The organism is Flavobacterium rhamnosiphilum (genome assembly GCF_004349195.1).
Classification (GTDB): domain Bacteria; phylum Bacteroidota; class Bacteroidia; order Flavobacteriales; family Flavobacteriaceae; genus Flavobacterium; species Flavobacterium rhamnosiphilum.
Genome location: NZ_SMLG01000001.1, coordinates 399,953 through 417,437 on the forward strand (window position 1 = coordinate 399,953; position 17,485 = coordinate 417,437).

General features: G+C 34.3%; 15 protein-coding genes. 7 read left to right on the top strand and 8 right to left on the bottom strand.

Going from position 1 to position 17,485, the window contains the following annotated elements; all coding sequences use genetic code 11:
• Positions 1-228: 228 nt before the first annotated feature.
• A complete protein-coding gene (locus E0I26_RS01720) occupies positions 229-837 on the bottom strand; it encodes a superoxide dismutase (RefSeq protein ID WP_131914772.1) in 609 nt (202 codons plus the stop codon).
• Positions 838-1,149: 312 nt separating this feature from the next.
• Positions 1,150-1,833, bottom strand: coding sequence for a ComF family protein (locus tag E0I26_RS01725; RefSeq protein ID WP_131914773.1), 684 nt, complete (start codon positions 1,831-1,833; stop codon positions 1,150-1,152).
• A 97-nt stretch (positions 1,834-1,930) separates the two neighbouring features.
• Between E0I26_RS01725 and E0I26_RS01730 the strand changes: the two genes are divergently transcribed.
• On the top strand, positions 1,931-3,472 hold the full coding sequence (locus E0I26_RS01730; protein WP_131914774.1) for a glycine--tRNA ligase: 1,542 nt from the start codon (positions 1,931-1,933) through the stop codon (positions 3,470-3,472).
• 75 nt (positions 3,473-3,547) lie between these two features.
• On the opposite strand, the gene E0I26_RS01735 is transcribed toward E0I26_RS01730, so the two are convergent.
• Positions 3,548-4,111: a DUF3575 domain-containing protein gene (locus E0I26_RS01735; RefSeq protein WP_131914775.1), complete on the bottom strand. Its 564-nt coding sequence runs from the start codon at positions 4,109-4,111 to the stop codon at positions 3,548-3,550.
• 466 nt (positions 4,112-4,577) lie between these two features.
• Between E0I26_RS01735 and E0I26_RS01740 the strand changes: the two genes are divergently transcribed.
• The 4 genes from E0I26_RS01740 (at position 4,578) to E0I26_RS01755 (ending at position 8,705) form a co-directional block, all read left to right on the top strand.
• On the top strand, positions 4,578-5,390 hold the full coding sequence (locus tag E0I26_RS01740; protein WP_131914776.1) for a LytR/AlgR family response regulator transcription factor: 813 nt from the start codon (positions 4,578-4,580) through the stop codon (positions 5,388-5,390).
• 177 nt (positions 5,391-5,567) lie between these two features.
• Positions 5,568-5,849 (top strand): 3-oxoacyl-ACP reductase, encoded by a 282-nt coding sequence (locus tag E0I26_RS01745; protein ID WP_131914777.1) that lies wholly within the window; start codon positions 5,568-5,570, stop codon positions 5,847-5,849.
• Between the two features lie 109 nt (positions 5,850-5,958).
• Positions 5,959-8,007 carry a tetratricopeptide repeat-containing sensor histidine kinase gene (locus tag E0I26_RS01750; RefSeq protein ID WP_131914778.1) on the top strand — a complete coding sequence of 683 codons (2,049 nt, stop codon included), beginning with the start codon at positions 5,959-5,961 and terminating at the stop codon, positions 8,005-8,007.
• A gap of 2 nt (positions 8,008-8,009) precedes the next feature.
• Positions 8,010-8,705, top strand: a complete 696-nt coding sequence (locus E0I26_RS01755; RefSeq protein WP_131914779.1) for a response regulator — start codon at positions 8,010-8,012, stop codon at positions 8,703-8,705.
• A gap of 61 nt (positions 8,706-8,766) precedes the next feature.
• Here E0I26_RS01755 and thiL read toward each other — a convergent pair whose 3' ends face one another.
• Positions 8,767-9,813 (bottom strand): thiamine-phosphate kinase, encoded by a 1,047-nt coding sequence (thiL, locus tag E0I26_RS01760; RefSeq protein ID WP_131915140.1) that lies wholly within the window; start codon positions 9,811-9,813, stop codon positions 8,767-8,769.
• A 149-nt stretch (positions 9,814-9,962) separates the two neighbouring features.
• On the opposite strand from thiL, the gene E0I26_RS01765 reads away from it, so the two are divergent.
• Positions 9,963-10,895 carry a 1-phosphofructokinase family hexose kinase gene (locus E0I26_RS01765; RefSeq protein ID WP_131914780.1) on the top strand — a complete coding sequence of 311 codons (933 nt, stop codon included), beginning with the start codon at positions 9,963-9,965 and terminating at the stop codon, positions 10,893-10,895.
• An 80-nt stretch (positions 10,896-10,975) separates the two neighbouring features.
• Here the strand turns inward: E0I26_RS01765 and lepA are convergent, their stop codons facing one another.
• Positions 10,976-12,772 carry a translation elongation factor 4 gene (lepA, locus tag E0I26_RS01770; RefSeq protein ID WP_073209088.1) on the bottom strand — a complete coding sequence of 599 codons (1,797 nt, stop codon included), beginning with the start codon at positions 12,770-12,772 and terminating at the stop codon, positions 10,976-10,978.
• A gap of 289 nt (positions 12,773-13,061) precedes the next feature.
• Between lepA and dusB the strand changes: the two genes are divergently transcribed.
• Positions 13,062-14,054: a tRNA dihydrouridine synthase DusB gene (gene dusB / locus E0I26_RS01775; RefSeq protein ID WP_131914781.1), complete on the top strand. Its 993-nt coding sequence runs from the start codon at positions 13,062-13,064 to the stop codon at positions 14,052-14,054.
• Between the two features lie 38 nt (positions 14,055-14,092).
• Here the strand turns inward: dusB and E0I26_RS01780 are convergent, their stop codons facing one another.
• From E0I26_RS01780 to rbfA, 3 genes are all read right to left on the bottom strand, one after another.
• Complete coding sequence (locus E0I26_RS01780; RefSeq protein WP_131914782.1) at positions 14,093-15,520, bottom strand: MATE family efflux transporter; 1,428 nt, start codon at positions 15,518-15,520, stop codon at positions 14,093-14,095.
• A gap of 166 nt (positions 15,521-15,686) precedes the next feature.
• Complete coding sequence (locus E0I26_RS01785) at positions 15,687-16,886, bottom strand: ABC transporter permease (RefSeq protein ID WP_131914783.1); 1,200 nt, start codon at positions 16,884-16,886, stop codon at positions 15,687-15,689.
• Positions 16,887-16,889: 3 nt separating this feature from the next.
• Positions 16,890-17,282 carry a 30S ribosome-binding factor RbfA gene (gene rbfA, locus E0I26_RS01790; protein WP_131914784.1) on the bottom strand — a complete coding sequence of 131 codons (393 nt, stop codon included), beginning with the start codon at positions 17,280-17,282 and terminating at the stop codon, positions 16,890-16,892.
• Positions 17,283-17,485: the final 203 nt, after the last annotated feature.

The window sequence follows — 17,485 nt, forward strand, 5'->3', positions numbered from 1 at the left end:
TTGGTGGCAACCAAGAACTGATATAAATTTGAATCACCATAACATTAGTAGGTTAAGTTTATGGTAGATTTGGGGCAAAAAGGGTGGAAGAAATTCCACCTTTTTTATTGGACTAAAGTCAATAAAAAAAGTTAGAAGTACGAAATTGCAAAAGCAATATAAAACCTCTTAACCCCCAACTTCTAACCTTTTACTTTAACCTTTTACTTTAACCTTTAACTTCTTAAACTATTTCTCTAAAGCGTATCTTCTCGCTACTTCCGTCCAGTTAATTACATTGAAAAAAGCTTCGATATAATCAGGTCTTCTGTTTTGATAATGCAAATAGTAAGCATGTTCCCAAACATCCATTCCTAAAATTGGAGTTCCGCCACAACCTACACCTGGCATTAATGGATTGTCTTGGTTTGGAGTACCGCAAACATCTACTTTTCCGCCTTTATGAACACAAAGCCAAGCCCATCCAGAACCAAATTGAGTTGCTCCAGCTTTGCTGAAACTTGCTTTAAATTCTTCAAAAGTTCCAAAAGCAGCTTCAATAGCAACTAGTAAATCTCCTGTTGGAAGTCCGCCACCGTTTGGCGTCATTACGGTCCAAAACAAGTTATGATTGTAAAAGCCACCACCATTGTTACGAACAGCAGCGTTTTTTAGGTCAAGATTAATCAAAATGTTTTCAATCGTCTTACCTTCCATATCCGTTCCAACAATAGCTGCATTAAGATTGGTAGTATAAGCATTGTGATGTTTAGAATGGTGAATTTCCATTGTACGCGCATCAATATAAGGTTCTAATGCGTCATACGCATAAGGTAATTGTGGTAATTCAAAAGCCATAATATGATTGTTTAAATGATTTATAAATATTTTTATTCAAATTTAAACATTAAACTTTGGAAACGGAAATTCTATTTCGTTATAATTTCATTAAATTAATTGATAGTGTGCTCTTTGGAATTGTAACAGACTTGTTTTCAGGAGCTATTCCCTGCTTTCCGTTACAATCTTTCTAGTCCTGAACTTGTTCTCAGGATCCTGAAACAAGTTCAGGACTAGAAAGGATTTCCACTTCAATCAGGGCTAAAAAACGACTGTGCTTTAAGTTATCATTCTGTTTTAAATACACGTTTTAGTACCAAAATTTCCAAATTACGATTGCGCCATTGCCATACAAACAATACTGATTTTTGCGCCGGAAATTTTTAATAAAGCGCGCGAACAGGCTTCTAATGTGGCTCCGGTTGTAATAACATCATCAATTAAAAGAAAATGTTTATCATGGTCTTTTTCAGTAAAGGAAACATCAAAAATGGTTTCGATTCCTTCTGTTCTTCCTAATAAGTTTTTCTTGGATTGGGTTTTTGAGTATACATTCCGAATCAACAGCGAATCATTATAAACTAAATTTAAACTGGAAGAAAGTGCTTTTCCAAAAGTCGTTACCTGATTGAATCCTCTTTCTTTTAACTTTTTTCGGTGTAATGGAACTGGAATAATTTCATCAACAGACTCTAGTGATTCGATATTCTTCAAATCTTCGGCGTACCATTCGCCAAGAATTGTTCCTATTTCCTCATGTCCTTTGTATTTTAAATTATGAATAAGCTCTTGTACGATTCCTTTTTTATGAAAATAAAATAATGCCGAGGTATGAAGTACAGGAATTCGTCCGTAAAACTTTTTGAAAGCGTCGTTTTCTGGATTCAAATGATGATTCGTCAACGGAATATCGTGTCTGCAAACCGTACAAATTACATTTTCATTGGTCAATAAAAAGGAGCTGCAACCGGAACAGACTTTTGGAAAAAAGAGATTTATAATGCTTTCAAACATGTAATCAGGGATTTATTTATAAAAATAGACAAATCAATGCTTCAATCTTTAACAATTTTCTTTTTTTTAAGTTCACTTTTTATATTTTTGCATCATTATGGCAAAACAAGAAGATTTATTTAAGAATGTAGTTTCGCACGCAAAAGAATACGGATTTATTTTTCCGTCAAGCGAAATATACGATGGTTTAAGTGCAGTCTATGATTATGCACAAAACGGAGTAGAATTAAAAAAGAACATACGCGAATATTGGTGGAAAGCAATGGTTCAAATGAACGATAACATTGTTGGCCTTGACGCGGCAATTTTGATGCACCCAACCACTTGGAAAGCATCAGGTCACGTAGACGCTTTCAATGATCCATTGATTGATAACAAAGATTCGAAAAGAAGATATAGAGCCGACGTTTTGATTGAAGATTATGCCGAAAAGCTAAATCAAAAAGCAATCAAAGAAATCGAAAAAGCGCGTGCTCGTTTTGGTGATGCTTTCAACGAACAGGAATTTGTAACAACAAATGCCCGTGTGATGGAGTACAAAGCCAAAGAAAGAGAAATTCTGGAAAGAATGGCGCGTTCTCTTGGCAATGAAGACCTTGATGATGTAAAAGCGTTAATCGAAGAATTAGAAATTGCTTGCCCAGAATCGGGTTCCAGAAATTGGACCGAAGTGCGTCAATTCAACTTGATGTTTGGAACTAAATTAGGTGCGTCTGCAGATTCAGCTATGGATTTGTATTTGCGTCCGGAAACGGCTCAAGGTATTTTTGTTAATTTCTTGAATGTTCAAAAATCAGGAAGAATGAAAGTTCCTTTTGGTATTGCACAAACCGGAAAAGCATTTAGAAACGAAATTGTTGCCAGACAATTCATTTTCCGTATGCGTGAGTTTGAACAAATGGAAATGCAATTTTTTGTGCGTCCAGGCGAAGAAATGAAGCATTATGAATTCTGGAAAGAAGCTCGTTTAAAATGGCATTTATCACTTGGTTTAGGAAGAGAAAATTACCGTTTTCACGATCACGAAAAATTAGCACATTATGCAAATGCTGCTGCTGATATTGAATTTAATTTTCCTTTTGGTTTCAAAGAATTGGAAGGAATTCACTCTCGTACAGATTTCGATTTGAAAGCACACGAACAGTTTTCCGGTAGAAAATTACAGTATTTTGATGCTGAATTGAACCAGAATTATGTTCCTTATGTAGTGGAAACTTCGGTTGGATTAGACAGAATGTTCTTGGCTGTTTTTGCAACTTCATTAAAAGAAGAAACTTTAGAAGATGGTTCCACAAGAACAGTTTTGAAATTACCTTCAGTTCTGGCTCCAACAAAAGCGGCGATTTTGCCATTAGTTAAAAAAGACGGATTACCGGAAATCGCACATAAAATTATTGATGATTTGCGTTGGGATTTCAACGTGGCGTATGACGAAAAAGATGCGGTAGGAAGACGTTACAGAAGACAAGATGCATTAGGAACTCCGTTTTGTATTACCGTAGATCATCAAACTATCGAAGATCAAACCGTAACGATTCGTCATAGAGATACAATGAAACAAGACCGTGTAGCAATTGCAGACTTGAAATCAATTATCGAGAATGAAGTTTCAATGAAAAACTGGTTGATGAAAATGTAAAACATCATCCATTATAAACGAAAAATCCCAAACCCCTTAATTTAGGAATTTGGGATTTTTTTTAATTATAATTTTCTAGAAACGATACCCTACTGTAAATCCGCCACGGCCTACAATTTCATAATCATCATTATTATTACCATTAAACAAATTCCTTCCAATACCAGAATTTATTTCAAACAGAAAACCTTTTTTTGTTATCCATTTTGCTCCTAATCCAAAACCAAGAGCAAAATCTGTTATGTTGTCTTTAGTTTCAGTAGTTGTGAGTAAGCCAAGTGAATTACCCCCATTCACGGGAACATACGGTGTATTGGTGTAAGTTTTTTGGGTGTAAGAATTTAACATTCCAAATCCTTCAACAAAAAAACCAGCTGTCGGTTTTTTCCCGAAATAAAAGCGATAGTAAGGAGTCAGGCTAAATTTGGTGTCAAATTGATCATCATAATTGAAAAATAATGACACTCCAACCCCAGATTCTTCGTTAAGTAATCGCTCGTAAGTGAATTCCCCTGCGCCCAGTACTAAAAAAAGTGCATTTCCTTTTAATTCATTTCTTTTGAAATCGGTTGTTTCTTTTTCTTGGCTAAAACCAAATAAAAAAGAAGATAAGCACATTAGAACAAATAGTTTTTTCATAACATTAGTTTTTTGTGTAAAAGTAAGATAAATTTGTAAAAAAAATACTTTTAAATTTAATTTATGTTGGTTAATTCGGACAAAATATTTGTTGGTTAATTCGGATGTTTTCTTTTCCTTTAATGAAAACGAGTAAAGGCTTTTCCTTGCGAAATTTTATGTTTCTGTATTCACATGAAATATTTTTAATGCACAATTGAAGGAATGAATTGAGAATTTAATTTCTTTTAAAAAAGCAATAATGCTCTTCAACGGATTTATTTGCATTTCATCTTAATGTATCAACATTTGTTAAAAACATATTAACAACACCCGTGCAAAATGGGTTAAATGCTTATTTTTAGAATGTTAAATAAAAGTTTTTTGTTTAATTAGTTTCCCAAAACTACCATTATTACTTAATAATTTGAAGTGTATTTTGCTTTGGATATTTGACAATGCCTAACAATTCCAGTAAAAACCATCGATGAATTATTCGTACATTATTATTGACGACGATCAAGAAAGTGTTTTGAAAACAAAAGCCATGGCTGACAGTTTTTCAGAGCTCGATTTTGTAGCATCGGCTAATAATTATGAAGAGGGTTTAAATCTCATATTAGAGCACACTCCGCAAATAGTTTTTCTGGAAATCGATCCGGCTAATCCAGCCAGTAATTTGTCGTTGGCTCTTATTAATGAGTTGCACAGGTATTTGAAAGTGATCCCTAAAATTATTGTAACAACGGCCAAAAAAGATTTGGCTTTTGAGGCTTTAAAATATGAAGTTTTCGATTATTTATTAAAACCACTGGTACGAATTGATGTTATAAAATCAATTTTAAAATTGAATAAATCGATTGTTCCAAAAGAAGTTTTTTTAGAACAATTGCCGATTCCTGATGAAAGACCAATAGTTTTTGCTAAACAAGAAACGTCAAATCAAGACCAATCTCTTATTCTGTGTATCAAATCTTATGGTGATTACAGATATATTGATGCTAATGATATTTGCTATTTACAAGCAGATAATAACTCTACGGACATATACCTGAATAATGGTGAAATGATAACGGCTTTCAAAACATTGAAGCATTTTGAAGGGGTTTTGTCTTTTCCTTTTATTAGAATTCATAACAGTTATATAGTCAATCGTAATTATATTTCTAGAATTCATAGTGGAAATTCAGTGTGTTATATTAAAAACAGCGCTGTAAAACTTCCCTTCTCCAAATCCTATAAGGTAAATATCGACCTTATTATTTCTGATTTTTCCAATGGGAATTATCTGGAAATTTAAAAAACAGTCATTCACTTTAATTTGATAGTCATTCACTATCAAACGGCTGTATTCTACCATAAACGCCTTTTTTTGTAGGATTTTCTGAGGTTGTCTGTGTAGTTTTACAATGAATCTCATGCGAATGTGGGTTCGAAAACAAGATAAAACAAAACAACAACATAAAAACCCCAAATTATGAAAAAAGCAATCTTAACAATCGGATTATTCTCTTTAGTAATGATATTAACATCTTTTACTACGCCAGAAAAAACTAATGTAGTTTTAACTAATTCTTTATCAGTGGATTTAACTGGTGGAGCTAGTGTTGGAGGTAACAAGAAAATAGATTTAACTGGCGGAGCTAGTGTTGGAGGTAACAAGAAAATAGATTTAACTGGCGGAGCTAGTGTTGGAGGTAACAAGAAAATAGATTTAACTGGCGGAGCTAGTGTTGGAGGTAACAAGAAAATAGATTAAATTTTTTCTGAAATTTAATTTTAAAAATAATGTTAAGGCTATCAAATTTTTGATAGCCTTTTTTTATGTCAATAGTTTTAGTATTTTTGATAAAATTCAAAATTAACTATTGAAAAAGACTTCTAACATATACATAGTATTATTGCTAGTTTTTGTTTTATTTGGTTGTTCCAAAAAAAATGAAATAAAGAATGATGTCATTACTTCTAAAGACAGTCTTTCATCGTATCTAACTTTAGCAAATAATTTTCAATCATCAAAAGAGAAAAGAGAAGAGTATAATAGGAAAGCTTTTAATATTATTAAACTTCAAGAAAATGATTCGCTAAATAGAGTAAACTTATTCAGAGTTGCGAACCGTTATTATAATATGGATAATTGGAAAGATTTTAAAGTAACAGTAGATCTGGTTTTAGAAAATTCAGTTAGCAGTAAAGATTCTGTAAACATAGCTAAATCTTATACTTATTTAGGAGACTATTATAGTACACAAGCTATATCAGAAAGTGCTTTTTTGAATTATTCCAATGCTGAAAAAATTTATGATAAATTAGACGACACTTATAATTTAGCTAAAACTCGCCTAAGTAAAGCTTATCTAAGATATGGTGAAAATGATTTTTCGGGAAGTGAATTAGAAGTATTTGATGCTTTACGTGTTATAAAAGGTGAAAAAGCAAATGACATTTTATATGAGTCCTATAATTTATTGGGTGTAATATACAATGAAATTGGAGAATTCGACAATGCTATTACTTACCATAATAAAGCATTATCTAGTATAGATGATGATGTGATAGCATTACAGTTTCAATCAAAAGCAACTTCTCTAAATAACATGGGGCTAGTTTATCAAAATTTAAATAAACATAAACAAGCCAAAATCTATTTTCAACAAGGATTAGAGCAAAAGAATTTAAGTATTGATAAAGTGTCATTATATGCGATGTTATTGGATAATTTAGCTTATTCTAAAAGCAAATTAAAAGAGTCAGATGGTCTTCCTGATATGTTTTATAAATCCTTAAAAATTAGAGACAGTCTTGAATTAACGACAGGTATTTTTCTTAATAAAATTCATTTGTCGGAATATTTTGCTTCCAAAAAAGATACAGTTAAAGCAATAAATTACTCTAAAGAGGCGCTTGAGTTGTCTAGAAGGACTAAAAATTTTAGAAATATTTTAGGAGGTCTTAAACAGTTAGCAATTATTGAGCCCCAAAAGGCATCAGTTTACACTAAAGAATATATCCACATCAATGATAGTTTGCAAAAAGCTGAGCGTAATATGGGTGAAAAATTTACCCGCATAGAATATGAAACAGATAGGATACAAGAGGAGAACACCAGTTTAACAGCTCAAAACAGGAATTTAGTTTTTATTTTCAGTGGATTAGCGATGTTGGGATTATTTACATTTGTAATTAAAACTCAAAAAGCTAAAAATCGAGAGTTACTATTCAAACAACAACAGCAAAAAGCAAATGAGGAAATCTATAATTTAATGATTTCGCAACAGAATACCATTGAGGGGATTAGAATTAAAGAGAAAAAAAGAGTGGCTCAGGAATTGCACGATGGAGTTTTGGGGAGAATGTTTGGTATTCGAATGAACTTAGATAGTTTAAATAAAATTCACGACGTAACTGCTGTTGAAAAAAGAAACAACTACTTAACAGAGTTGAAAAGCATTGAGCAGGATATTCGTGAAATTTCCCATGATTTAAATAGAGAAAAATCAGAATTAATTAATAACTTCGTTGCTATTGTAGATAATTTACTTGAAGAACAGAAAAAGACATTCAAGCCTAAATTATTTACAAGTATTGACAGAACCATAAAATGGGAGTTGTTAAGCAATTCGATTAAAATAAATTTATACAGAATTATTCAAGAGTCACTTCAAAACATTAATAAGTATGCTGAAGCAAATACTATTAAAGTAGAACTAAAAAAAATTGAGGAAGATTTATTTTTAACCATAAGTGATGATGGTAATGGATTTGATGTAAAAAAATCGAAAAAGGGCATTGGTTTGCAAAATATACAATCTCGTACCGTAGAATGCAATGGAACGGTTGACATAAAATCAAAAAAAGGGAATGGAACAATTATTACGATTGCAGTTCCATTTGAAAACAAACAAATACTTACATAGAAATGACAATTGCCTCAGATGTAAAGACAACAACTAAAAATAATATATTAATCGTTGATGATCACCCTTTTATTATTGAAGGATACAAAAATGCGATTACAAGATATAATCCTCAAGAATTTGAATTTTTAATTAGTCAGGCCAAAGATTGTGAATCGGCATATAATATCATTACAAACCCCGATACTATAGCTTTTGATATTGCTTTTTTAGATATTAGTATGCCTTCTTATGAAGAAAAAGGTATTTATAACGGCGAGGATTTGGCAAGATTGATTTCTGAATACATGCCCAGTTGCAAAATTATTTTGCTAACGATGTATACTGAATTGTTGAAAATAAAGACCATTATCAAAACAATTAACCCAAGTGGTTTGGTTATAAAAAATGATTTGACATTTGATGAATTGCTTTTTGCTTTTGATAAAGTTATAAAAGATGAAATATATTATAGTGAATCAGTTTTAAAAATGTTAAACCTGTCTGAAAAAGATACTATAGAAATTGACCAATTTGACAAACAAATTTTATTTCATTTGTCTAAAGGAACTAAGTTGAATGATATCCCACAATACATTCCAATTTCATTAGGGGCAATTGAAAGTAGAAAAATAAAATTAAAAGAATTATTAAAAATAGAAGAAGGCAGTGATGTCGACTTAATCCGAGAGGCAAAAAATAAAGGCTTACTTTTTTAAATTTTCTTAAACAAAAAAACGACACTATTTAGGTGTCGTTTTTTTTGTTTTTAAAGAGATTTTATTCGCTTAAAGCATCCCAACCACGTGCTTTCAAAGCAATTTTTGTATTGGCTCGAGTTACTAAATGAATGCCTTCACTTTCTTGTGTCATGTGACCTATAATTGTAAAATTTGGATTCCCTTTGATTTTTTCAAAATCTTCCATGGCAATGGTGAAGAGTAATTCATAATCTTCTCCTCCGTTTATTGCCACTGTTGTACTGTCGATGTTGAATTCTTCACAAACATTAATGAATTGAGGATCAATAGGTAATTTGTCTTCATATAAATTACAACCCACTTTTGATTGTTTGCACAAATGCATAACTTCCGATGACAATCCATCAGAGATATCAATCATAGAAGTTGGTTTTATTTCTAAAGCGTGCAATAAAGTACGGACATCTTTTCTGGCTTCTGGCTTCAATTGACGCTCGATTAAATACGTATAGGCATCTAAATCAGGTTGTGAATTTGGGTTCACCTGAAACACTTGTTTTTCTCTTTCTAAAACTTGCAATCCCATGTAAGCTGCGCCAATATCGCCAGTAACCACTAACAAATCAGTTTGTTTGGCGCCATTTCTATAAACGATCTCCTCTTCATCTGCTTCGCCGATTGCGGTAATACTAATGATTAAGCCTTTTTGTGATGAGGTAGTGTCACCGCCTATAACATCTACATTATATTCACGGGCTGCATGTGTTATTCCTGCAAATAATTCGTCTAAAGCTTCCAAAGGAAAACGATTAGATACCGCAATTGAAACCGTGATTTGAGTTGGTTTGGCATTCATCGCACAAATGTCAGAAACATTGACTACGACTGCTTTATAACCTAAATGTTTTAAGGGCATGTAGGCCAAATCAAAATGTACACCTTCAATCAATAAATCAGTAGAAACAACTACTTTTTTATCTTTGAAATCCAAAACAGCAGCATCATCCCCAATTCCTTTTAAAGTCGAAGGTTGGTTGATTTCAAAGTTTTTTGTCAAATGGTCTATCAATCCAAATTCTCCTAATTGGGCAATACTTGTACGTTGTGGGGTTTTATCTTCGATCATGATTGTTGCGAGGAACGAAGCAACCGCTTCATTCACTTATTTTAATTTAAAAAAGTTTATTTGGTTGCAAATATACGAAGAAATATTCGCCTTGGTTTGTACCATTTTTCCAAATTTTATCGCACCTTTAGGTAGTTAAATCGTGCAAAATGAAATTATTTGATATAGTTACCCTTACAGTTAATCCTGCTTTGGACAAAAGTGCTCATTTTTCCGGATTGGTGCCTGAGCAAAAAATTAGATGTGAAGAACCGCGTTATGATGCCGGAGGTGGAGGAATCAATGTGTCTAAAGCAATTTCTCGTTTAGAAGGAACTTCTTTAGCGGTATTCACTTCTGGCGGTCCAACAGGTAAAATGCTTGAAAATCTTGTGAATAAGGAATCGATAGACTACAAAGCTATCGGAATTCAAAGCTGGACAAGAGAAAGTTTCGTGGCTGTTGATGATAATACGAATTCTCAATATCGTTTTAGTTTTCCAGGACCAGCCATTTCATCAGCCGAAAAAGAGGAGGTCATTCAAATCATACGAGAACTTAAACCTAAATTTCTGGTTGTCAGTGGGGGCTTGAACAAAGATTTATCAATAGATTTTTATCAAAAAATTGCTGAAATAGCAAGAGAATCAAACTCAAAAATGATTGTAGATACCTCAGGCGAAGCACTAAAAAAGGTATTGGAAACAGGTGTTTATATGATAAAACCCAATGTTGGAGAATTGGCAAAATTGATAGGTGTGGAGCGATTGGAACTGGAAGAAGTAAACGAAGCCGCAAAACAAATCATTGCCAAAGGCGGAGCCGAAATCGTAGTCGTTTCCCTTGGCCCGCAAGGTGCAGTATTAGTTACCAAAGATTCTTACGACTTTGTTCCTGCTCCTAATGTTGCCAAAAAGAGTACTGTTGGTGCTGGAGACAGTATGGTTGGTGGAATGGTTTGGGCACTTTCGCAAAATAAAAGCCTGAAAGAAGTTATTCGTTGGGGGGTTGCTTGCGGATCGGCAGCAACGATGAATGAAGGAACCCAATTGTTTAAATTCGAAGATGCAAAACGATTGTTTGAATGGTTGCAGAATAAATAAAAACAAAAAAACCTGACAATTTTAATTATCAGGTTTCTAATATATTTATTCCTAGTTCCCCCTTCGGGGGTTAGGGGGATTTAATCATTCAACTTCAAAACAGCCATAAACGCTTCTTGTGGAATTTCAACATTTCCAACCAATCTCATACGTTTTTTACCTTTTTTCTGTTTTTCTAATAATTTACGTTTACGGGAAATATCTCCACCATAACATTTGGCGGTAACGTCTTTACGTAAGGCTTTTATCGTTTCACGAGAGATTACTTTCACCCCGATAGCAGCTTGAACAGGAATGTCAAATTGTTGACGCGGAATTAATTCTTTCAGTTTCTCACACATTTTTTTACCAATCGAATAGGCGTTGTCAGCATGCATCAAAGAGGATAAAGCATCCACAATGGTAGCGTTCAATAAGATATCCACTTTAACCAAATTAGAAGTTCTCATTCCAATTGGCGTATAGTCGAAGGAAGCGTAACCTTTAGAAACGGTTTTCAAACGGTCGTAAAAATCAAACACAATCTCTGCCAAAGGCATGTCAAAAGTCAACTCTACACGTTCCGTAGTCAAATACGTTTGATTGGTAATCAATCCACGTTTTTCGATACACAAACTCATTACATTTCCAACATAATCGGATTTGGTAATGATTGTGGCTTTAATAAAAGGTTCTTCAACATGGTCTAAGCGAGATGGCTCCGGCAAGTCAGAAGGATTGTTTACTATAAGTGGTGTTGTAGGATCTTTTTTGGTGTAAGCCAAATACGAAACGTTGGGAACTGTAGTAATCACAGTCATGTTGAACTCTCTCTCCAAACGCTCCTGAATAATTTCCATGTGTAACATTCCCAAGAATCCGCAACGGAAACCAAATCCCAAAGCTGCTGAGCTTTCCGGTAAAAACACCAACGAGGCATCATTCAACTGTAATTTTTCCATAGAGTTTCTCAACTCTTCATAATCTTCGGTGTCTACAGGATAAATTCCAGCAAAAACCATTGGTTTTACATCTTCAAAACCTTTAATTATATTCGTTGTTGGCGTTTTCGCATCCGTCAACGTATCTCCTACTTTTACTTCTTTCGCTTCTTTAATTCCAGAAATTAAATACCCAACGTCACCTGCTGAAATTACTTGTTTCGGAACTTGGTTTAATTTCAAAGTACCAATTTCATCCGCAAAATATTCATTTCCGGTAGCCATAAATTTAATCTTTTGGCCTTTTTTAATCTGTCCGTTTTTTACACGGAAAATAACTTCGATTCCTCGAAACGGATTGTAATGCGAGTCAAAAATCAATGCTTGTAAAGGTTCGTCAACATTTCCTGATGGAGGCGGAATTTTTTCGATAATGGCTGCCAATATATTTTCTACACCAAAACCAGTTTTACCCGAAGCGTGAATAATATCTTCTAATTTACATCCAAGTAAATCGATAATATCGTCGCTCACTTCCTCAGGATTGGCGCTTGGTAAATCTACTTTATTCAAAACCGGAATAATTTCCAAGTCATTCTCCAAAGCCAAATATAAATTCGAAATTGTTTGTGCCTGGATACTTTGCGCTGCATCTACAATCAAAAGCGCACCTTCACAAGCCGCGATTGAACGAGAAACCTCATACGAAAAATCCACGTGTCCCGGAGTATCAATCAAATTCAGGATGTATTCTTGTCCTTTATACGTATATTCCATCTGAATCGCGTGACTCTTAATCGTAATCCCACGTTCACGCTCCAAGTCCATGTTGTCAAGCAATTGCGCTTTTTCTTCACGAGCAGTTACTGTTTGTGTAGCACCAAGTAATCGGTCAGCAAGCGTGCTTTTCCCATGATCAATATGTGCAATAATGCAAAAATTCCTAATATGTTTCATTTTCTGTTGATATCAAATTTATTTTGGGCGTGACCCGCTGAAAAACCGGGTCGGGCTATTCGCTACAAGTCCTCGCAAAGTTCCGCTGTCGCTACACTTTGCTGTGGGCTTTCCACTGCTATCCCTCACGCAATCGCCAAACAGCGACAATTAATCTGCAAATATAAGCTAAATTCAACAGTTTCAAAGTCCCGAATTCGCAAACTAATCGCTTTAATACTAAGTCTTTCTTCTTTCTTCTTTTATCCTTTCATCTAAAAAACGTAATTTTGCACCAAAATAAATGAAGATGATTAAGATTGGCAACATAATATTACCCGAATTCCCTTTACTTCTCGCACCTATGGAAGATGTGAGTGATCCGCCTTTTCGCAGATTGTGTAAAGCCCACGGTGCCGATTTGATGTATTCAGAATTTATTTCTTCCGAAGGATTAATTCGGGATGCCATTAAAAGCCGAATGAAATTAGATATTTTCGATTACGAAAGACCCGTAGGCATCCAGATTTTTGGCGGAGACGAAGAAGCAATGGCGATGTCCTCCAAAATTGTTTCCGCAGTAAACCCCGATTTAATTGATATTAATTTTGGTTGCCCTGTCAAAAAAGTCGTTTGCAAAGGTGCCGGAGCCGGAGTTCTCAAAGACGTTGATTTGATGATTCGCTTGACTCAAGCCGTTATCGATAGCACGCATTTACCGGTAACCGTAAAAACACGTTTGGGTTGGGACGATAATTCCATTAATATTGATGAGGTTGCAGAGCGTTTACAAGATATTGGTGTTGCTGCATTGAGCATTCACGCCAGAACTCGTGCCCAAATGTACAAAGGCCATTCTGACTGGTCACATATTGCCAGAGTGAAAAATAATCCTAGAATTACGATGCCTATTTTTGGTAATGGCGATATCGATTCTCCAGAAAAAGCATTACAGTATAAAAATGAATACGGTATTGACGGAATCATGATTGGTCGTGCCGCAATTGGTTATCCTTGGATTTTTGATGAAATCAAACATTACTTCAAAACTGGCGAGCATATGCCAAAACCTACTGTTATTGATAGAGTAGAAGCCGTGAGAAATCACCTCACTTGGGCAATGGAATGGAAAGGTGAAAGATTAGGCATTGTTGAAACAAGACCACATTATACCAATTATTTCAAAGGAATTCATTCTTTTAAAACCTACAAACAAAAATTAGTAACGCTGGATCGTCCTGAAGAATTGTTTGCAGCTTTGAATGAAATCGAAGAAGCGTACGCAGGATACGAGGTTGTTTGAAATATAAAAGGCTTAACAAATTTGTTAAGCCTTTTGTCTTATACTTTTATACGTTTCCATTTTCCTCTTTTGTACAGCACAATACTTGCTAAAGTAATTGCAGTTTCGGCTATAGGAATAGCTATAAAAACACCTGTTGGTCCCATTTTATAATATTTGGACAATAAATAAGCCAACGGAATTTGGAATAACCAGAATCCGAAAAAATTAATCATTGTTGGAGTCCAGGTATCACCGGCTCCATTGAATGTGTTAATTAACACCATCCCAATTCCGTAAAAAACATATCCCAAACACATTGTCTGTAATGCTTCAACAGCAATCTTTTGAATAATCAGGTCGTTAGTAAAAAATGAAATCAGAGAGCGGGAAAAAATCAGTGTAATAACTGTAATAATAGCCATAAAAATCACATTGTATTTTGCGGTGGTAAAAACCGATTTTTCGGCACGTTCAATTTTTTTTGCGCCTAAATTTTGACCTACCAAAGTTGCAGCGGCATTACTTAATCCCCAAGCAGGAAGAATAAAAAACATCATGATACGCAATGCAGTTTGATATCCTGCTGAACCATGATCTCCGCCTGTTGTGGCTACCAATTGAGCCAGAAATATCCAACTGCAGGAAGCAATTACAAATTGTAATACTCCAGGAGCAGCGATTTTTACCAATGCTTTAATCTGTTCCAAATCTGGGATAAAATAAGAAGGGATGATTTTTAAAATTCCTCTGCCATTAAATAAATGGTACAATTGGTACAAAACACCAATACTTCTTCCGATAGTTGTTGCCATTGCAGCACCCATCAACCCAAAAGCGGGAATGGGGCCAAATCCATTAATTAATATGGGGCATAAAATAATGTTGCAAATATTAGCTAGCCAAAGACTTTTCATGGCAATGGCAGCATTTCCTGCGCCACGGAATATTCCGTTAATAAGAAACAGAAGCATGATACATAAACTTCCGCCAATCATAATTCGAGTGAAGTTTAGCCCATATTCAGCAGCTTCGACGGAGGCTCCCATAAATAACAAAATATCTTTGGCGTAAATAAAACCAAAAATGCTGATTATTGTATTGATAACAAATGCTATAATGATGGCTTGCATTCCGGCTTTTGCGGCAGCGACAGGATCTTTTTCGCCAATTCGACGAGCAACAACCGCAGTAGCGGCCATGCTAATGCCAATAGCAATAGAATAAACAATCGTGATTACCGATTCGGTCAAACCAACCGCCTGAATAGCATAACTGCTTTGCTCTAAATGACCGACAAAATACAAATCGACTAAAGCGAAAACCGATTCCATAAGCATTTCTAATACCATCGGAATGGCAAGAAGAATTACCCCTTTTTTGATGCTTCCAGACGTATAATCAAAAGATTCATCTCCTTTGATAGCTTGTTTTAATGTTGTAAAAATTCGAGAAAATAAGTTTTTTTCTAATGTTGTTTCTGTCATGATAAATTAGGATTGATGAGAGGGTCAGTCCAGACTTATTAGCCGAACTTAAAAGTAAATAAAGGGGTCCTAATTATTTTAGAAATAAAGAAGGACTAGACAGAAACTATCATAGCGTTTAGATTTTAAGAAAGGTAAATGTATATATTCTTTTTAATTTAAAAAATTAATCTAACAACTTCTTACTCACGCGACTACTTGCAATTAGCGAAGCGATAAAGCCAAGCGTGACAATCGTTCCCATAACAATCAGTACATTTTCGAGAGAGAAAATTACTGGATAAGCCAGTGTAGGAGTAATCATAACCAACTGAAAATACTCTTGTAGCAACACGATTATAATTCCTAGAACCAAGCCAATAATTCCGCCAAAAACACTCAATAAAGTACCTTGAAGCAGGAATATTTTTCGCAAATCCTTAATTTCAGTTCCCAGATTAAAAAGGGTTTTTAGGTTTCCTTTTTTGTCCAAAATCATCATTATCAGTGCGCCAATCAAGTTGAAAAGTGCCACAACAATCACCAAAGTAAAGATTAAATACACGGCAATATTTTCCGTATTCAACATTTTATAGAGCGATTCATTGAGTTGTGCCCTGTTTTTTACGGTGATTTTATTGTTGAAAATAGTTTGAAGTTGATTTATAATAGCAGTTTCATCAGCGCCAGTTTTTACTTTGATTTCAATTCCAGAAACCTGATTGGTTTTGTATTCCAATAATTCTTGCGCTAAACCTAAATCGGCAAAAACATATTTCGAATCTAAATCCTCGCTGATGGCATAAATCCCAACAGGAATAATATCAGTTTTGTTAAAAGCTTGTTCTGGATTTTCGATAGCACCTTTTCCTGGTTTTGGAACTAAAACCTCTAATTGACGATTAAAATCCAATAATCCCATCGAGAATTTTTGTGCAATCCCGTAACCAACTACTACTTGATAGGTGTCTGGTTTAAGCCACTGACCGTTGAAAAGTTTCGTTTCTATGGCGTTTACTTTGCTAAAATTGGAGTCAACACCTTTCAAATAAGTAACTTCCTGTTTTCCGTCAAAAGTGAATAAAACACGCTCTTCAATAATTTTAGTATACGAAGCTAAGCCGTCAATTTTCTTGATTTGGCTTTCCTGACTTGGAGAAATCAAAAAGGATTTTCCTAAAGTGCTGCTTATTTTTAGGTCGGGATCAATGTCATTCGTAAACGAAAGACTAAAAACTTTCAAGCCGCTAAAAACAGATAAAACCACAAACAAAGCCATTGCGCCAACAATAATTCCCATGCTGGCAATACGATTGATGATATTTATAGCGTTGTTTTTGCTATTACTAAGAATATACCGTTTGGCTATGTAAAGGGGAAAATTCAAATTTTATTGAAATCTGCGTTTATCTAAAAGATCTCTGTTTTCTATAGGATTATCTCTATTTGCTAACGCATTGTCAATCTTTTCAATGTAATCCAAAGAGTCATCAATAAAGAAAACCAAATTAGGAACTTTTCTTAATTGTAAACGAACACGCTGCGATAAATCATGTTTTATGTTTTTAGCATTGGACTTAACCGCCTCTAAAATCTCTTTTGCTTTATCCTGAGGAAAAACGCTTAAATGAACTGTAGCCACAGATAAATCTGAAGTTACAACAACCTTGGATACCGAAATAATTAAATTAGCTACTCCGTTTTTTCTCACTTCACCTTGTAGGATGTCAACCAAATCTTTTTGGATAACCCCACCTATTTTTTTCTGTCTATTTGTTTCCATGCTGCAAAAATACTACTTTTAAGTTTTATACGAACAAATTTTAAAAGTAACCTGTTAATAGTTGTGTTTTTAGGAGCTATTTCCTGCTATCCGTTGCAATCTTTTATAAAGCTGGAAGCCTTCAAAAGGCTTTCAGCTTTATAAAAGGATTTTCACTTCTATCAGGGCTAGGATATTTGGGAACTATCAAATTCAGATTACAG